Origin of the sequence: Bacteroides sp. ZJ-18 (genome assembly GCF_011038705.2) — a bacterium.
Lineage (GTDB): Bacteria > Bacteroidota > Bacteroidia > Bacteroidales > Bacteroidaceae > Bacteroides > Bacteroides hominis.
On record NZ_CP072198.1, the window covers coordinates 2,376,281 to 2,392,896 of the forward strand.

Annotated in this window: 14 protein-coding genes, 1 tRNA gene and 2 pseudogenes; 9 read left to right on the top strand and 8 right to left on the bottom strand. The window is 40.2% G+C overall.

Annotated features, from left to right (window positions below; genetic code table 11):
* The first annotated feature begins 31 nt into the window (after positions 1-31).
* Positions 32-103 (top strand) — tRNA-Cys (locus tag G7Y45_RS09365).
* A gap of 101 nt (positions 104-204) precedes the next feature.
* Here G7Y45_RS09365 and G7Y45_RS09370 read toward each other — a convergent pair.
* The 7 genes and pseudogenes from G7Y45_RS09370 to G7Y45_RS09400 all read right to left on the bottom strand — a co-directional run.
* Positions 205-1,158 (bottom strand): transposase, encoded by a 954-nt coding sequence (locus G7Y45_RS09370; RefSeq protein ID WP_165018068.1) that lies wholly within the window; start codon positions 1,156-1,158, stop codon positions 205-207.
* A 25-nt stretch (positions 1,159-1,183) separates the two neighbouring features.
* Positions 1,184-1,525, bottom strand: a complete 342-nt coding sequence (locus G7Y45_RS09375) for a transposase family protein (protein WP_033572485.1) — start codon at positions 1,523-1,525, stop codon at positions 1,184-1,186.
* 56 nt (positions 1,526-1,581) lie between these two features.
* On the bottom strand, positions 1,582-2,421 hold the full coding sequence (locus G7Y45_RS09380) for a transposase (RefSeq protein ID WP_122296943.1): 840 nt from the start codon (positions 2,419-2,421) through the stop codon (positions 1,582-1,584).
* Complete coding sequence (locus G7Y45_RS09385; protein ID WP_032542196.1) at positions 2,387-2,770, bottom strand: hypothetical protein; 384 nt, start codon at positions 2,768-2,770, stop codon at positions 2,387-2,389. Before G7Y45_RS09385 ends, G7Y45_RS09380 begins: the two co-directional genes overlap by 35 nt.
* Positions 2,771-3,285: 515 nt before the next feature.
* Complete coding sequence (locus G7Y45_RS09390) at positions 3,286-3,708, bottom strand: DUF5053 domain-containing protein (RefSeq protein WP_010992954.1); 423 nt, start codon at positions 3,706-3,708, stop codon at positions 3,286-3,288.
* 84 nt (positions 3,709-3,792) lie between these two features.
* Complete coding sequence (locus G7Y45_RS09395; protein ID WP_155268088.1) at positions 3,793-3,969, bottom strand: hypothetical protein; 177 nt, start codon at positions 3,967-3,969, stop codon at positions 3,793-3,795.
* Between the two features lie 242 nt (positions 3,970-4,211).
* Positions 4,212-4,824: pseudogene (locus G7Y45_RS09400) on the bottom strand (IS982 family transposase); the annotation flags it as partial.
* Here G7Y45_RS09400 and G7Y45_RS09405 point away from each other — a divergent pair.
* From G7Y45_RS09405 to G7Y45_RS09445, 8 genes and pseudogenes are all read left to right on the top strand, one after another.
* On the top strand, positions 4,783-5,112 hold the full coding sequence (locus tag G7Y45_RS09405) for a tyrosine-type recombinase/integrase (RefSeq protein WP_080720178.1): 330 nt from the start codon (positions 4,783-4,785) through the stop codon (positions 5,110-5,112). The pseudogene G7Y45_RS09400 and the gene G7Y45_RS09405 sit on opposite strands and share 42 nt — an antisense overlap.
* A gap of 483 nt (positions 5,113-5,595) precedes the next feature.
* The gene (locus G7Y45_RS09410; RefSeq protein WP_165017965.1) at positions 5,596-7,509 is read left to right on the top strand and encodes an endonuclease MutS2; all 1,914 of its coding nucleotides are present in this window, start codon (positions 5,596-5,598) and stop codon (positions 7,507-7,509) included.
* A gap of 195 nt (positions 7,510-7,704) precedes the next feature.
* Positions 7,705-8,304 (top strand): hypothetical protein, encoded by a 600-nt coding sequence (locus G7Y45_RS09415; RefSeq protein ID WP_050550821.1) that lies wholly within the window; start codon positions 7,705-7,707, stop codon positions 8,302-8,304.
* Between the two features lie 391 nt (positions 8,305-8,695).
* On the top strand, positions 8,696-9,358 hold the full coding sequence (locus G7Y45_RS09425) for a helix-turn-helix transcriptional regulator (RefSeq protein WP_032542192.1): 663 nt from the start codon (positions 8,696-8,698) through the stop codon (positions 9,356-9,358).
* A 9-nt stretch (positions 9,359-9,367) separates the two neighbouring features.
* Complete coding sequence (locus G7Y45_RS09430) at positions 9,368-10,108, top strand: Fic family protein (protein ID WP_032542191.1); 741 nt, start codon at positions 9,368-9,370, stop codon at positions 10,106-10,108.
* A gap of 2 nt (positions 10,109-10,110) precedes the next feature.
* Positions 10,111-10,872, top strand: a pseudogene (locus tag G7Y45_RS09435) (Fic family protein).
* A gap of 501 nt (positions 10,873-11,373) precedes the next feature.
* Positions 11,374-12,459, top strand: coding sequence for a pilus assembly protein N-terminal domain-containing protein (locus G7Y45_RS09440; protein ID WP_005809607.1), 1,086 nt, complete (start codon positions 11,374-11,376; stop codon positions 12,457-12,459).
* A gap of 150 nt (positions 12,460-12,609) precedes the next feature.
* On the top strand, positions 12,610-13,362 hold the full coding sequence (locus G7Y45_RS09445) for a GNAT family N-acetyltransferase (RefSeq protein ID WP_005809603.1): 753 nt from the start codon (positions 12,610-12,612) through the stop codon (positions 13,360-13,362).
* Positions 13,363-13,522: 160 nt separating this feature from the next.
* Here G7Y45_RS09445 and G7Y45_RS09450 read toward each other — a convergent pair whose 3' ends face one another.
* Positions 13,523-16,552, bottom strand: a complete 3,030-nt coding sequence (locus G7Y45_RS09450) for a glycoside hydrolase domain-containing protein (RefSeq protein WP_165017968.1) — start codon at positions 16,550-16,552, stop codon at positions 13,523-13,525.
* Positions 16,553-16,616: the final 64 nt, after the last annotated feature.

Consider the following 16,616-nt stretch of genomic DNA (forward strand, 5'->3'; position numbering starts at 1 on the left):
TACTACCTTTGCAACCGCAAACGAGAAACAAGGTTCCTTGGATGAGTGGCTTAGTCAGCGGTCTGCAAAACCGTGTACGGCGGTTCGAATCCGCCAGGAACCTCAATAAACCCTCTTAGAGTGATTCTGAGAGGGTTTTTCTTTTAAATTGGGCGAAAATGGTACTAGCGGCGGATCAATGTAAAAATCTGAGGGCTTTTCTTTTTATGCATATAATTTGGCGAGTCTGTACAAGAAAAATGCTTTATCTCTTACTCCTCTGAACTGTGCCCTAAACGCTTTGATTTTAGCATTAAATGATTCTGCTGCTGCATTGGTAGCCCTTCTTTCAAAGAAGTTTATTATATTCAGATAGTGCGTTTGTATAGAGCGCGCTACCCTTCCAAAGGTGAGGAACTCCGATTTGTCTACTTCATCATACCACCTTGCAAGCCTTGTCAAAGCAATATCTTTAAACTTACACTGATGATAGATTGAGCCTAACCGCATGGCCAGATAATATCCCTTCTTTATATCGGGATATTCTTTAAATAGAATCTCGGCCCGTATCCTTTGTGACTGAGTCCATAGCGATTCTTTTTTGTAAAGCAGATAAATACTCCTTGCCAGCAACTGTTTTCTTGTATCTCCATTAGCGAAAACGGGCGCATGATACATCTTTCCGCAGGCCTTTGCGTAAGCAATCTGTATGGACTCTTCGTCCAAAGCCTCCCAGCGAGCTTTCACGCGCATCTCCTGAACAGCTTCATAAGCTAATTTCGGTACATGGAAACGATCTGTAACGCGTTTGGCGGCAGGGAAGCAAGTCCGGGCAATCTGTGCCATATTGGGGGCCATATCCAATGTTATCTCACGTACCTGGTAGCGACGACGACGGGAAAGTTTAAGCAGGACAGAGGTGACTGTACAAACAGCCGTACCTTTAATGATAGCGATAATACTGCCTTTACCACCGTGAGCCTCTTTATTAATCAACACAGTATAGAGTTCTCCACGAGAGAGAGCCACTTCATCAATGCAGACGTAGGCACCAATGTTCTTTTCAAACAAAAGCCAGTTCTCTGCGTGGGCAAGCTGCTCCCAGTGGAGGTAGCCACTTAAATGGTTACGGTATTGACGTTCAAATAAATCCCCGTCAACGCCATATAAAGTACCCAATAACTTGCAGCTGATCGGATAATTATCAATATAGTTCTTTTAAAAAAAACGCAAAATCCTGCGTCATACGAGTACCCTCAGCTAACATGCGCCAGTTACGGCAGATATACTCATTGCTCTTCTTTAATATCCAGCGACGACGGCGAATGTTCAGATACACTTTCTTGCCACGAAGGGGAAAGTCCTGGACAACCACTGGATCATAAAAGCCTTTGCTCTCAGTGCCCTCACCGGCATACTGCTCAGGAACCAGATTCTTCTCTTCAAGGTAAATCACAATCTCATTCACGCTTTCCTTCACATCAACAAGAGCAAAGTAATCCAAGGTGCCTTCAGGAAGAAGAAGGCGATAACCATTTAACTCCATTTTCTATAAATTTGAAGGCAAAGATAAGAATTTATAATTTCACCCCTCAGAGTTATTCATTGATCCCTAGCGGCTATGGTGTTGAATGATTTGAAGCCGGAGTCTGCGACTCGATTGTACCAACGGGCGAGATTCAGACGTGCGCTGTCTTTGGTTGATTGTTTGTTGAATATGACCCTGAGGTTTTGCGATAGCCAATAAGCCTGTTTCAAATCAGGGTAGAGATCGAACAGTATTCTGGCGCGTGTCCGTTGGGTGTCAGTCCAATTTTCAGGTGATTTGAATAAGGCATAGCGCCCTCTTGCCAACAGTTCTTTGAGCGTATTTCCATTCTCTATACGTTCCGCTGTATATTTTCGCCCTTCAAGTTTCGCAGCCTCTCTGGCATCTGTTTCGGCATTGATGGCCTCCCAGCGGTGCTTTATGCGTATTTCCTGGACTGCATCCAAAGCAAGCCTCTGCACATGAAACCTGTCGATTACCCGCGATGCCCGCGGAAAAGCCATACGGCAGATTTTATGCATGCTGTCGGACAAGTCAAGCGTTATCTCGGTGACTTTATTGCGTAGCTCGCTTTTTATTTGACGCAAGGCATGTATGACGGTATCGGCTTCCGTGCCGAGTACTATGGCCACAATGGAGTTCTCTCGACCGTGAGCCTCCTTATTAGTCACGATTGTATATAGCTCTCCGCGACTCAAAGAGGTTTCGTCGATACTCAGATGCGGCCCAATGTTTTGCGGAAATACCCGCCATCGTTCGGCATGAAGCCCCTCTGCCGTGTCTTTCCATTGCCAGTAACCGCTCAGATGACGCTTATACTGGCGTTCAAACAGGTCTCCGTCTATATCGAAAAAACATTCAAGAGAGCGGCCCGTAATCGGGTATTTGTCCAAGCATATCTTTTAAAAAAACCGCAAACTCTTTCGAGAAGCGGGTACCTTCGGCCACTAAATCCCAGCGTCTGCTGACGCTTTTACCCGTCTCAACCTCAATCCACCGGCGACGCTTTACATGAAACGACATCTTACGCCCTCTGACCGGATAATCCCTAACGATGCTCTCTTCATAGAAACCGTTAGACCGAAGCTGTCCTGACTCGTAACCGAAAACCCCATTATTCCGTTCCTCCAAGGTTACGTCAAGCCTTTCTGTGGTTTTATCTACCTTGACCACCTCAAAGTATTCAATCATTTCTTCAGGCAGAAGACATTCAGCCAGCTCTATATAAGCATTCTTTTCCATCGCACTGCGTTTAGTGATCAAAGATAAGTGTTTTACTACATATACACAGGGTTATTACCATGCGCCACTTTGTTCCCACCTTTTCTTTAGAAACATTGTTTTTTCTTCATCCTCTTAATAGGCTGAGGCTTAAAATCCAGTTTAGCTCCTTTACCTTTCCCATGTGCTAATGTTTTATACTCCAATATATCGTTAGTATCGAAACAATTTCGGTGAGAATGCGGGTGCTTGAACATACATTGTCTTCAAGTCTGCCCAACCCTTCATAAGCTGTCGTTTTTCCGTTTGCTACCTGTGTGAAGTCAATTGAGCGAAAACGTATTTGTCTTGGAACATATGCTATCGGATTAATCTGATGCAAAGCTACAAATTCAAGTCCGTTCGCTCGGAAAATCGCTGTAACTAACTAAGTTTCAAATATTTCAAAGAACTCTTTTAGATTTTAATGGGACAGCAATGATTGGAAATAAAAAAAGAGAGGGAGTATCGGCTTCCCTCTCTCGGTTGTGTTAATGTCATTTGATGTTTAATATGGTTTCCGATAGCTTATTTTTTATATCGTTAAGTGCAAACTTGAATAGTTCTAATTCATCATCTGTAAATGCACTGGGTTTCCCGTTGACGATGTTTCCGTTAATGCGTTGAGCTAACCAGCTCCTATCTTTTTGGAAGTAGTGTTGAGCGATATATGATAAGGAAATAACGTCTCCTAAATCTCCGATCTGATTACGTACATCAATATCAGTACGTCTAATTCGCTCTCTCCGGCTTTTCATCTCTTCACGGAGGATTCTTCCCGCTTCGCTACGTTCTTCAAGTGGGATGGATGCAGTCAGCTCTTTCCATATGTTATCAAATTTGATAGCACCTTCTTTGGTACGTAAGAGGTGGAATTGATCTACAAGGCCTCTAATCTTATTTTCCGTCTGCTTATCCATAATGCAATATTATTAATGTAATCTGTAATAAAGAAGATGTTGATAAGGTTGATGGTAGGGATTCATTATGAATCCCTACCTTTTTCATTCTTCGTTGAAGCTCTCGGCAATCATTGTAATGGTGCTGTAGAGTTCATCGTAGAATTCCGATTCGGAATAAAGAATTCCATCTTCAAGAATTTCTTCTTCGTATCGGATGAGGAACCTCAAATGATCAAGCATTTCCTCACGGTCATTTAGACCTTCAACCTTATCAAACATCTCTGTGTCATTAACACCCTGCAAATATAATAACGATTTGTTTATTGTGCAAATAAACAAACCGTTATTTTTTTGTGCGAGAGTGTTTTTTTATTTGTTCTGCATATTTTCATTCAACTCTTGTTATTTTCTCAGAGATTCATCCATCGTATACAGGGCATCGATCAGGAATTCTTTTTTTATTTCGGGCTTTTTGGTCATGTCTGACTGTGCGAGGGAGTCTAAAAGACGCATTTGCGAATCAAAGACGCGACCATTACTCTTTCCGTTAATAGAATCTTATCGGTTATACTCATCAGCATATTCTTCATATTGTTTTTTACCTTAGTTATCAATTGCACTCCATTGACAAATAAAGTTTCAAAGAGCATTTTCCCTATATAGCCCTTATCTGCATATGGTTTCCCTTTGATATTTTTAAAGAAGGTTTCCTGTTTAAGTGGCTCCCTGTCATCCACTCCCCCCGGGAGTAAACATGAAGTTCAGTATTTCTCCTTTGTCATTGATTATCAGGTGTAGTTTGAAGCCGAAAAACCATCCCATTGAACATTTTCCACGTGTGGCTAATCCTTCAAAGGTTTTATGAATATGGATACGTTGGTTACGGCAAACCCGTAATGGAGTGGAATCGGCAAAACTAATACCTGTACACTGCCCAAGGAGCACCTGTTTGATAAATATAGCCAATGGAAGAAGGATCTCTTTTTCCAATTCTACAAAGCGGTTATAGGAAACCCGAACAGGAAACAAATGGGATAAATGCTTGCACACATATTCCGGATAATAATGCTTGAAGCATCTAAAACCACCCGAATGAAAGAGAATCAAAATCACCATAATCTCGGAATCACTCATACTCTGCTTGGGAATGGTGAACCGTGCCAAAAGATTTTCTTGCCTATCTCCAATCAGCCGACAAACCGTTATCTGAAAGATATAATGGCAGATTTGAAGATTGATAAGACAATGACCTTTCACCGGGCACGGCATAGTTTCCGAACTATTGCTGCAAAGAAAGGTATTCGTGACGGGATAGCAGAACGAATAATGGGGCACGCAGAAGGTAACGACATCAAGGATATTTATACGCACTTGCATGATGAGGATATTGTAAAGGAGATGCGAGATAAGTGGGTGGGGTAATATGAGTGCATTTTCCACACTTTCTGCATTTTAATAAATAATATGCTGTAAATCTGTTACTTGATAATGTAAATAAAGTGCGGATAAAATAAAACTGACGAAGAAAAAAGTGATAGTTAGTCTTTTTTTTCGTCAGTTTTTTTTTAAAAGTAACAACCTAACATATTGATTGAGATAAGAAATACAAGACTTTTTGTGTTTTTCCAAGTTGTTTCAAATATAATTCTTACCTTTGCAACCGATAATTTAAAATGTTCACGATTTATGTGTTGTGCTTCCGTGTAAATACCATATTGCGAGTTCGCATCTCTAACCTTTGAGATGTCAATGGTACTAAATAGGCATCCCTTGTCTATCAGAAGTTTAGTATCTTGTCGGAATATGGGCAATCTCAGTTTTATTTAATTTATTTTTTATCAACTGTATATTGGTCTATCAGTTTACTGATGGCTGGTAGCTGATATAGTAATAATATTTGAGATTATGATTTACCCGAATAATTTTGAACAGAGAATTGGAATTGATACAGTTCGTCAATATATTATAGAAAAGTGTTTATGCCCTCTTGGAGAAGAGAAAGTAACAAATATGAGTTTCTCAACAGACTTTGCCACTCTTGAAAAATGGTTAGAGCAAACAGGAGAGTTTGCGCAGATTATACGAAATAAAGAGGATTTTCCTACAGATAATTTTTTGGATGTCCGTGATTCTTTACACAAGATAAAGAATGATGTTACCGCTTGGCTCTCAGAAGAAGAAATTTCAAACTTAATGAATTCATTGCAAGCAATCAATAATATAGTAAACTATTTGCATGCGGCAAAGACAGACAAAGGGGAGTTTAAATACCCTGCTTTAACTATAATGGCAGACAATATCAAAATTTTTCCTGTAATTATAGATAAGGCAAACTCTATATTAGATAAATCATCACACCAAGTTAAAGATAATGCCTCACGTCAGCTTGCAGATATCCGCAGAAATAAGATGGAAACAACAAAAGCTGTATCATGTAATATGCAAAATGCTATGCGTGATGCCCAGAAAGCTGGTTTATTAGGAAAAGATGCAAGTATCAGTTTGCGTGACGGACATATGGTAATCCCTGTTGATGCCGCTAATAAACGAAAAATCAAAGGATGTGTGCATGACGGTTCAGGGAGTGGAAAAACTGTATTTATTGAGCCCGAAGCCGTTGCAGAAGCGAACAACCGACTTCGAGAATTAGAAGCCGATGAACGTCGTGAGGTTGTGAAAATTCTTATAAAATTTACAGACCTTATCCGCCCGCATTTATCAGACCTTTCCCATTCATACAATTTTATGGGAGATATTGATTTTATTCGTGCAAAAGCATTATTTGGAGTACGTATAAATGGCATTAAACCGATTTTTGAGAACAAACAGCAAGTAGAATGGGCACAAGCTATACATCCCTTATTGAACATACAGCTATTTCAACAGGGAAAGCAAGCGCATCCTTTAGATATTGTTCTAAACGAAAAAAATAGATTACTAATCGTTTCAGGAGCAAACGCCGGGGGAAAGTCTCTTTGTCTGAAAACAGTAGCACTCCTACAGTATATGTTACAATGTGGATTACTTATTCCTGTACATGAAAATTCACGAACCGGAATATTTGACCATATATTTGTGGATATAGGTGACGGACAAAGCATGGAGAACAGTCTTAGTACATATACTTCACACCTTACAAATATGAAGTATTTTGTGGAGCAATGCGATAATAAGACGCTAATCTTAATCGATGAATTCGGAAGCGGAACAGAGCCACAAATAGGTGGCGCCATTGCCGAAACTTTGCTTGACAGATTTAATCGAAAAGGCAGCTTCGGAGTTATCACTACACATTTTCAAAACTTAAAACATTTCGCCTATGAGACTGATGGTATTATTAATGGCGCAATGCTTTACGATGCTGAACGTATGCAACCCCTTTATAGACTTTCTATTGGTAATCCGGGTAGCTCTTTTGCCGTTGAGGTCGCAACACGGATTGGTTTACCGAAAGATATTATTATCGAATCCTCCGCAAAGTTAGGAGAAGGTTTTATTAATATGGATAGTTTTTTACAGTCTATAGCCCGTGATAAGATTTTTTGGGAAGATAGAAGAAAAGAGATTTTAGGGAATCGTAATTCAGAACTTGGGAAAGAAGCAACTTTATCTGCTACAATGAAGACAGGTAAACTGATTAAAGAACAATCCTTGAAAAATACCATAATCGAAAAAGGAGATATTGTTAGATTGAAGGGACAAGCCGCTACCGGAAATGTTTTAGAGATACAAGGTAAGCAAGTGATAGTTGCCTTTGGATTACTTAAAAGCACTGTTGCTTTAGACAGATTAGAATTAATAAGTAAAAGAAAATCTTAAAAAAGAAAAGATAATAGCAGCAAGGGGGTATATTCAGTTTTGAAATTTACCCCCCCCCTTGCTATTATATCTCAAAAGAAACATTTAGCTATGTGAGATATTCTTGACACCAAACTATATGCAATATTATCAAATCCTTTATATAAAAGTAGCTCGGATTCTGAAGGGGAATTAAAAGATGTATATAAAGAATTTATGGAAACATTAATTTTATATTTAGATACAGAAAACGATAATAGAAAACGTATTCGTACGCTCAATATAACACAAGTAGAATTTGAAATGATAAAATCTTTGGAATTATCATATGGGAATAAAGGAAATATTTTAAAAATAGTTTATTCAGATAAAGTTTTATTGTTGATTAACAAAGAATTAGAGCTAATATATCGCCAAATGCAATATCCAAAATATTTCATTAATATAGAAAGAAAATGGCAATCTCCTTTATATCTGAATCCGAGTGTTATTAATTACACCGATGTTATGGAAAATATTTGTGGGCTTTATTATTTAAACAGCATTAATGGTATTGATGGAAAAAATATTCCTTTTAGTATGTTAGCTAATGATTTTGAACTTTTATTTAATTTCAAATTTGCGGATATATACAAAAAAAGAGATGAAGTACTTAAGGAAAGCTATCCTCCTTTTTTAGCTCTGATATACAGATATTTGTTTCTTTGGGTATTGTCATGTCAGTTCATTTGTTGGATAGCGTCCCTTTGCAGAAACGCTACCTTGCTTTTTCAAGTGGTGGATGAAAAAGAATTTTCAGTTCAACTTTTAGTTTAGTGAACAGCTTTACTTGTGGTTGTACTCTTTAATAGAACTCTCAAAAATACGGTTATCAGCAGTAGCCTTTAGTACGCCTGCTGCCACAAGGTCTGAAATTTTCTTGTGTGAGCGTCCCATCATTCTGGCTACTTGATTAATACTTATAAGTCTTCTCTATATCCGATTCAGGAGGCTTTGGCAACTTTTTATCTAATACTCTTTCCATTATCTTTTCGATAGCGGATTCTGTAGTTACAATTACTGTTTCCATACTTCTACTTTTTTAGTTAGAAAATCTGTTTATTATTTGAACACTAAATTTTATTTCTTATCTTTGATGCTGCAAATATAGAAATAATATATTAAGGCTAAATTAATAGTTTGGCATTTGTATTTTAAATACACTTATATGGTTCATCTTGAAAGAATAAAGGAGTTGTGCGAAAAGAAAAACGTAACAATGAAACAGGCTGCTGTTGAATTGGGCATGACAGAGCAGAGCTTGCATAAAATCATCAAGGCTAACTCTACTAAAATAGATACATTATTAAGTATGGTTCAATACTTTAATGTAGAACCTGCTTATTTCTTTGATAGCTATTCTACTGGCACATCAGATGGTGTTTGCATCAGTAAAGAAGAAATGGAAGGGCTTATTAAAAAGGTGATAGCTTACTCGATTCATGGCTTTGGAATGGTGAAACTTGAATGGGATGCTAAAGAACAAAAGTTTAATTCCTATTTCGATGTACTAAAAAAACAGTATAGTCCTGATGCTTCGGATTTAAAATATATATCTTCGATGCTTGAAACAGATATTCATATCACCGACAAGACTACTCCTAAAGATGTGGCACGGGTATTGATGACTAAAGATGAATTTGATTTCACTTCTACCTATTATTACGGCATCCGAAAAATGGAAGTACAGGAAGAACTTCAAAAGCTCACAGCTTTTTTGGATAAGCATAATATTCCTATCTCTGATTCCATTAAGAAAGATATTGATGAACTTAAAGGCAGGATTAAGTATTATGAAAGTAAGAGTATTATAGGAAATAACAAGATTTGACCATAAACTATGGAACAGATATTTAATAAAGAGCAACAGGAAAAAGCGCAATTCATTTTGAATCATCCTTTGGCAAAGCTATCGGATTTGCGCTCAAATGAAATAAAGGACTTAGCCGTTGTATGGTGCTACTATTCCGGTAAGATAGAAGGCAATACATATACTTATGTAGAAACAGAAGCATTGCTCAAAGATGGTATTACTTCTGAAAAGAAGTATGAAGATGCCAAGATGTTGAAGAATTTATATAATACCTTCATCTCTGAACTGGAGTATATCAATAAAGGGAAAAATCAGGAAGTGATAGATGAACGCACTTTGTTTAGGGTGCATCAATCTATATCTACAGGGTTGGTTTCTGATGAAGAATCAGGCTTTTTAAGAACAAGGGCTGTCCGTATTAGCGGCACGGGATATATACCGCCAAAGGATTTGCATGATATTCGGGCAAAGTTGAATGAAATACTTTATCAGCAAGAGCAATTAACAAACCCATTGGAGCGAGCCGTTTATCTTCATTGCAACATAGCCAAACTGCAACCTTTCATTGACGGGAACAAACGTACCTCGCGAATGATGGAAAGCATTGTATTGATGAATGCTGATATTATTCCTGTTTATTCTTCAAGGGATGCCGATATACTGAATTACAGGAAAGGGCTGATTGGCTTTTATGAAACAGGAAATTATTCTCCGTATGCCGATTACTTCCTGAATAAACAAGTGGAACGAATTAAAGAAATAGAATAACCATGAGTGAAGATATAAATGTTATGCTGAAAGAGGTGGATGTTCAGAAAGAACAGCTATCAGCTTTGCGTCCATTGCCCGAAGAAGCCTTGAAAAAGATTCAGGATGCTTTGGATATTGAATACACCTACGAAAGTAATCGTATAGAAGGCAATACGCTCACTTTGCAGGAAACAGCCCTTGTGGTAAACGAAGGCGTTACTATTTCGGGGAAATCCATGAGTGAACATCTGGAAGCAATCAATCATGCAGAAGCTATCAGCTATATTAAAGATATTGCTAAACAAGATATAGAGATAAGCTAACGTACCATCAAAGAGATACACGCCCTTATTCTTCATGGAATAGACCGGGAAAATGTCGGAAGATACCGCACCGTTCCTGTTATGATTTCTGGTAGTACACATATGCCACCGCAACCGTATCTGGTAGAGAAGCAAATGGAAGATTTTATTCTTCGTTTCAAGCAAATGGAAAAAGAAAAGATACATCCTGTTCTTATTGCTGCCTACCTGCATGACGAACTGGTGCGGATTCATCCGTTTATAGATGGTAATGGGCGTACTTCTCGTTTGTTGATGAACTTGTATCTTCTTCGTCATGGCTATGTTATTATTACTCTGAAAGGTAGTAATGATGCAAAGGTAAGCTATTACATGGCATTAGAGAAGTCGCATACAGAACATTTGCCGGAAGACTTTCAAAAGTTGGTTGTTGAAGCGGAGATAGCTGCTTTGCAAAAGTACTTGTCTATTATGGCTTAATGAAGAAATAGAATAAATCTTTCCATTTTTTCTTTGCAAATCAAAATTATCAGTTTATCTTTGTGATTATTAATAAACGATTTAAACAGAATATTTGTTTTACAGTAGCGAAGCTAAAGAGATTCTAATCAACTGGAAATAAAAGGATTATCTTGGCAGTTTAAAATCCGCCAGGAACCTCGAACATTACTTTAAATCCCTTGAAAGTCAAGTGCTTTCAAGGGATTTTTCTTTGTTGGATTCCAATCTGGGAACCAATAAATTCATTCTTTCCACACTATTGCAGCAAAAAATATTAGGGAGCAAGTTGCAGAATAGATAATAGGACACAATCCTCTAAATCCATATACAAGCCATTTGAGCATATCCGACAGATGAGGATTCCATATTTCCGTATAATATGTCGTAAGACATATAAAAATGCAGTACATAGTAGAGTGTATTGCATTTTTCTTATATTTGCAAGTACTTTCATGAAAGGTAAAACAAGACTATAAAAAAATGAAAACGAAAAAGTTATCAAAACTACTACTGTTGTTCTTGTGCACAATTAATCTTATTGGTTGCAACAATGAAGAAACGGAATCTGCCTGCCATTTGGAGTTGACTGTAAATTCATGCAAAATCATATTGGGCGGTAGTGAATCTGTAAAGCTGACGGCCCATGAAAACACGACATTGGATATAACTGATGGTGAAGTGGCTGATGCTGTTTATACATGGGGTGGAAATACGGAATATGCCTCTGATATCAAAATTACAGGTAAGCGGGATGGAGAAACCGATATTATCGTTACCGATCATGAAACAGGAGAGACTGCCACGATAAAAGTGGAAGTGACCAAAGCGCCGATGCCTCACCTTGCACTTAAAAAAGGGAATAGGAAAAATGTTTTTGATCGTATGGATTTTTATCTAACAAATGATGGTTCGCAATCTATAACGATGGGATTACTGTCAGAGGTATGCGATTCAATAGTCTGGACAGTGAATGGACAGAAAGGCAGCTATCGGTTGTATGAACGTGAAAGTGGAGAAGGAGTAGTTAAGAGCCATCTGGTTATGGAGTGGGGGCACTGCTTTATATTCCCCGGAGATTATGAAACTTGCCTTACAGCATGGAAGGATAACAAGGTGCTTTACCAAGACATACTTTCGGTTACTATCATTAATGATAAAGATTTTCTGGGATTTAATTGGAAGGATGTGACTAATACTTCACAGGCGTGGACTTCTTATGCCGATGTTATTGGCAGTAACCCTGATTTGATGACTACTTATCGGTTTAATGCTGGTGTCCCATCAGTGGAAGTTGCATACTTTAATGTTACAAGCGATAAATATCTGAGCCAAAGTTATGATGTGCTTTATAACTACTTCTGTTTACTCTATTCGCAACCTACTTACGAAGATAAAAAGGATAAGCAAAAGATCTTTCGATTATATAAGGAACTGTTTTCCGAGCAAAAGGTATATCCGAATGCCTATCCGTGCGCTATATGGGTTACAGATAACGCCAATGCGGTTTTATTACTTGACGAAGACGATTCGGCACGCTATATCGTTTATGCAGAACCAAGACAGTGATAAAATTATTTTTTATGAAGGAAGCCCTCAGTGAAGTTTCTTCATTTAAATTCACTACATTGGTGCTTTGTGATTTATTAATAATAGTCATAAAGTAGCACTATCCCGGTCAGTTGGTTGATAATATCTAAATTTAAAGTGAGGGTGCGTATGGATACTGATTTTGTAAATTTGACAACAGAAAACCTTGCCGGTGAGCATTTATGTTGCATTATCCGCAGTAAAAAGCCACATCAGGGTATTGAAGCAAAGCGGCGATGGCTTTCTGACCGGCTGAATGAAGGTCACGTCTTTAGAAAATTGAATGCAAAGGCTACGGTTTTTATCGAATATGCTCCCCTTGAAACAGCTTGGGTCCCCATAACCGGTGATAACTATTATTACGTATATTGCTTATGGGTTTTAGGTAGTTACAAAGGAAAAGGGTATGCAAAGTCATTGATGGAGTATTGTTTGGCTGATGCCAAAGCAAAGGGTAAATCCGGTATTTGTATGCTGGGAGCAAAAAAACAAAAATCCTGGCTTTCTGACCAATCATTTGCGAAGAAGTTCGGTTTTGAAGTTGTTGATACTACTGATAACGGATATGAATTGCTTGCGCTTTCTTTTGACGGAACAATACCCCGGTTTGCGCAAAATGTAAAGAAGCAGGAGATTGAAAGCAACGAACTGACGATTTACTATGATATGCAATGTCCTTATATCTGTCAAAACATTGAAATAATAAAACAGTATTGCGAAATGAATGACGTTCCCGTATCTTTCATTCAAGTGGATACGTTACAAAAAGCAAAGGAATTGCCCTGCGTTTTCAATAACTGGGCTGTATTCTATAAAGGAAAGTTTGAGACTGTGAATTTATTGTTGGATGTCGACTACTTAAAGAGGATACTCAAAAAGTGAAAATGTAAATTCGGATATGCTTTGTGAGCTTTGCTGTCTGAATTCATATTGAATATTATATAACCCTAAGGTGTCAATCATATTTTAAATGAAGATGCGTCGAAAATGTCAATTCCGCATGGAGACATTCTCGACACACCTTCATTGATTTTATCTATCTTTACTTCAGAATAAAGATATAGCCTTTGTCTTTCGGTATTTTGATTTTATCTTTGGCTGACAGTGTGAATCCTTCCTGGAAACCTTTGATAGCAGGTGCCGTCAGTTTTGCCTTGTCGGGGTCTATCCCCAGTTTCTCCCAGTCAATTTGTAGTTTCACCTCACTGTCTTTCTTTGCCCAGCTGGCAATGGCTATCATCACTTTGCCGTCTTTGACAAACGAAGTGGCCAGAATATCGCTGCGTCCTGTTTTCACCGGATTGTATGATACCCAATACCCCATCATCCGGCTGTCCTTGATACCGAAAGCATCCCATACCTTCCAGAGTTGTGAAGGGACGGACTCCATCGGTTCGCGTGCTGTCATGCCGTATAGCATACCCCGGTAAGGATTGCCACCGTCCTGTAACATTTCGCTCATCATGCCGAAGGGGATACCCGAAACATCTGTCAGCCAGTATTCCGGTGATTTTTCGTATTTGAAGTATTCGCCGAACCAAAGACGGTCCAGGTAAGGCATGTGTTCCATATACAGGAAGATGCTGTTGATGTACCCGTCCGCCGGATTGAACTGGTTGGCGGAATGAACGTCGATGCGCGGGTCGGGACGATTGTTTTCCAGTACCCGGCGGATACGTTTCATGGTGTTGCGGTCGAAAGCCAGGTCGTCGATATATACACCGTCGATACCTACATTCTTTGTCAGCCAGTTCAGCCCTTCCACGTAAAAATTATGCCAGCGTGAAATGCCGGTATTCACGATGGCTGCATCTTTGTAGGCATCTACAAACCATGCGGCGATGTAGTCACCGTCCAGATGCTCTTGCAACCATGCATATCCTCCTCCTTTGCCCGGAGAGAAGATCTCGTGTCCGAGACTTTTCAGGGCAAAAAGCTCCGGTGCGTGATTGTTCAGCTCCCTTACGGTGTAGTAGATTTTCACTTTGTAACCTTTGGCATGCGATTCGTCCACGTACTGCTTCATGAAGGCCGGACGGAAGAACGGATAGTTGATATGCGGGTTGACTGCATTGCCGTGATGCAGGTTGATGACGTTCGCTCCGGTTTCAGCTACTACGTCTACCGCCTGATAAGCATGCGCATCACCCTCTTTCAGTTTCTCGGCAGGCTGGTAACCGTGATAGTAGCGATCGGTCCACTGCTTCATGGTGTCTATCGGTTTGAAAGGTGTCACCAGCACCAGGAAGTCGAAGTTCAGCTCTTCTCCTTTGGTCATGGTCCGCTTTCCGCTGTAGGTTTCGATATCCACTTGTTTCCCTTGTTCCCGGTAGCTGATACCTCCTTTGCCGTCGTTGAACCAGGATGGCGGCATGTTCAGCGGTTGCATTTTGTAGAAATTGGTGTTCAGCGGGCGGCGGTAGTTTTCCGCACGGAACAGGCATTGCATTCCACCGTTTACGTCGCCGAACCAGAAACCTTCCTGATTGCGTTCCACATTCCATTTCCATCGGTCGCTTTTAGGACGCAGAGAACCTTCATATCCCATTCCCAAACGATATTTGGCAGTCGTTGCCGGCATGGAAGTCATCAGAGCTATGTCATCTACCGATGTGTTTTCGGTTGCTTTTACTTTAATCTGATAACTCATGAAACCGTCGAACTCCATGCTGGCATGTACCGTCACATCGAGTGATCCGGCCTTCCCGGCAGCTGTCCAACTAACAATCCCGTCTTCCTTCTTGCCAAATTTCAATGGTGAAGTGATGGTGACGGGCAGTTGTTTTCCATTCCGGCGGATGACGAGCTCCATCGGTTTTGCCAGGATGTCTTTGGCTTCTTTGCCAACGGAGGTCATCTCTTCGGTGAAATAACTCCGGATGGAAGCCGGTAACCCCAGTTCGCCGGCAGTGACGCTTCGTCCCAATACGCTGATTGTGTTGTCTGTCACCGTCATCGGAATGAACGGCTTCACCAGTTGGTCATTTACGGCATATTGTGAATTCAGCCAGCGCAGGCGTGACAAACGCCACAAATCACTGTCTCCTTTGTCTACCAGCACATTGTCGGACAGGTTGATCGTGATCTTTACCTCTTGAGAGGCTCCCGATGAATCGCTGACAATGGCTTTACCGCTATAAATGCCTCTGCCGGCATGTTCCGGCATCTGAATGCCTATCCAAAGCGGCTGTACACGCCCCTTGCCCACGTTTACTTCCGGATGCATCGGGCGCCCTATCCAGTCGGTCCCTTCCGTATTGAAACAAGTGATGGCCGATGCCGGAATCATCCCGTCTTTACCTTTCAGGTCGGTGAAGGTTACTTTGACCCCGTTCACCGGATTCTTGAAAGCCCATAGTCCGAGTTGCAATACATAATATTCGTTTAAGTCTGCTTCACCGAAAAATTCGCCGGTGGCTCCTTGGGTTACCTGACGGTATGAGAGATCGTCGAACATACGGATAGGGAACTTACGGTCTTCGGGCAGCAGCAGGAACGGTTTATTGCTATTGGCTTCTGCCAATGCCTGTTTCTCTTTTGCTGTGGCAATGATTTCCATCGGATAGAAGCTGTTGAAACTGCCTAACGACTCGAATCTGACCAGTTTGGCCCGGGTCACCTTTGTTCCCGGAGTGGAACTGCAGATTGCTTTCCATTGTGCGTCGGCTCTGTCAGGTTGCTTCGGATAGTTCACTTTGGGGTATGGACCTCCCGATGTATGGTAGGGCAGATAGTATACATAGTAATTCCCTGTACCTGTACTGGCATCGAACCGGATACGTCCGTACTCACGGTTGATTTCCACCGGAAGTACATTGTCCACTACTTTGCCGGTAGAAGCATTTATCACAATAATCCCTTTCTGTTCGGGATTGGCGTCGCGTCTGCGCCAGGGGATATAAGCTTCCGCTACGGTGGCGGGAGTATTCATTGAAACAACGGCACGGTGATTACCCAGTGTGTCGGGAGTCCAGTAGTTTTCGCCGTAAAACGAAGCTTCGGGGACGAAGTCCTGAGCAGCTGCCGGAAAGGTTAACAAGGCTGACAGTGCCCATAAAAAGAGTTTTTTCATAATGTTTTGTCTAATAAATAAGTATGTGCAAATTTACAAAGAATCGTTTGGGATCGGATAAGAT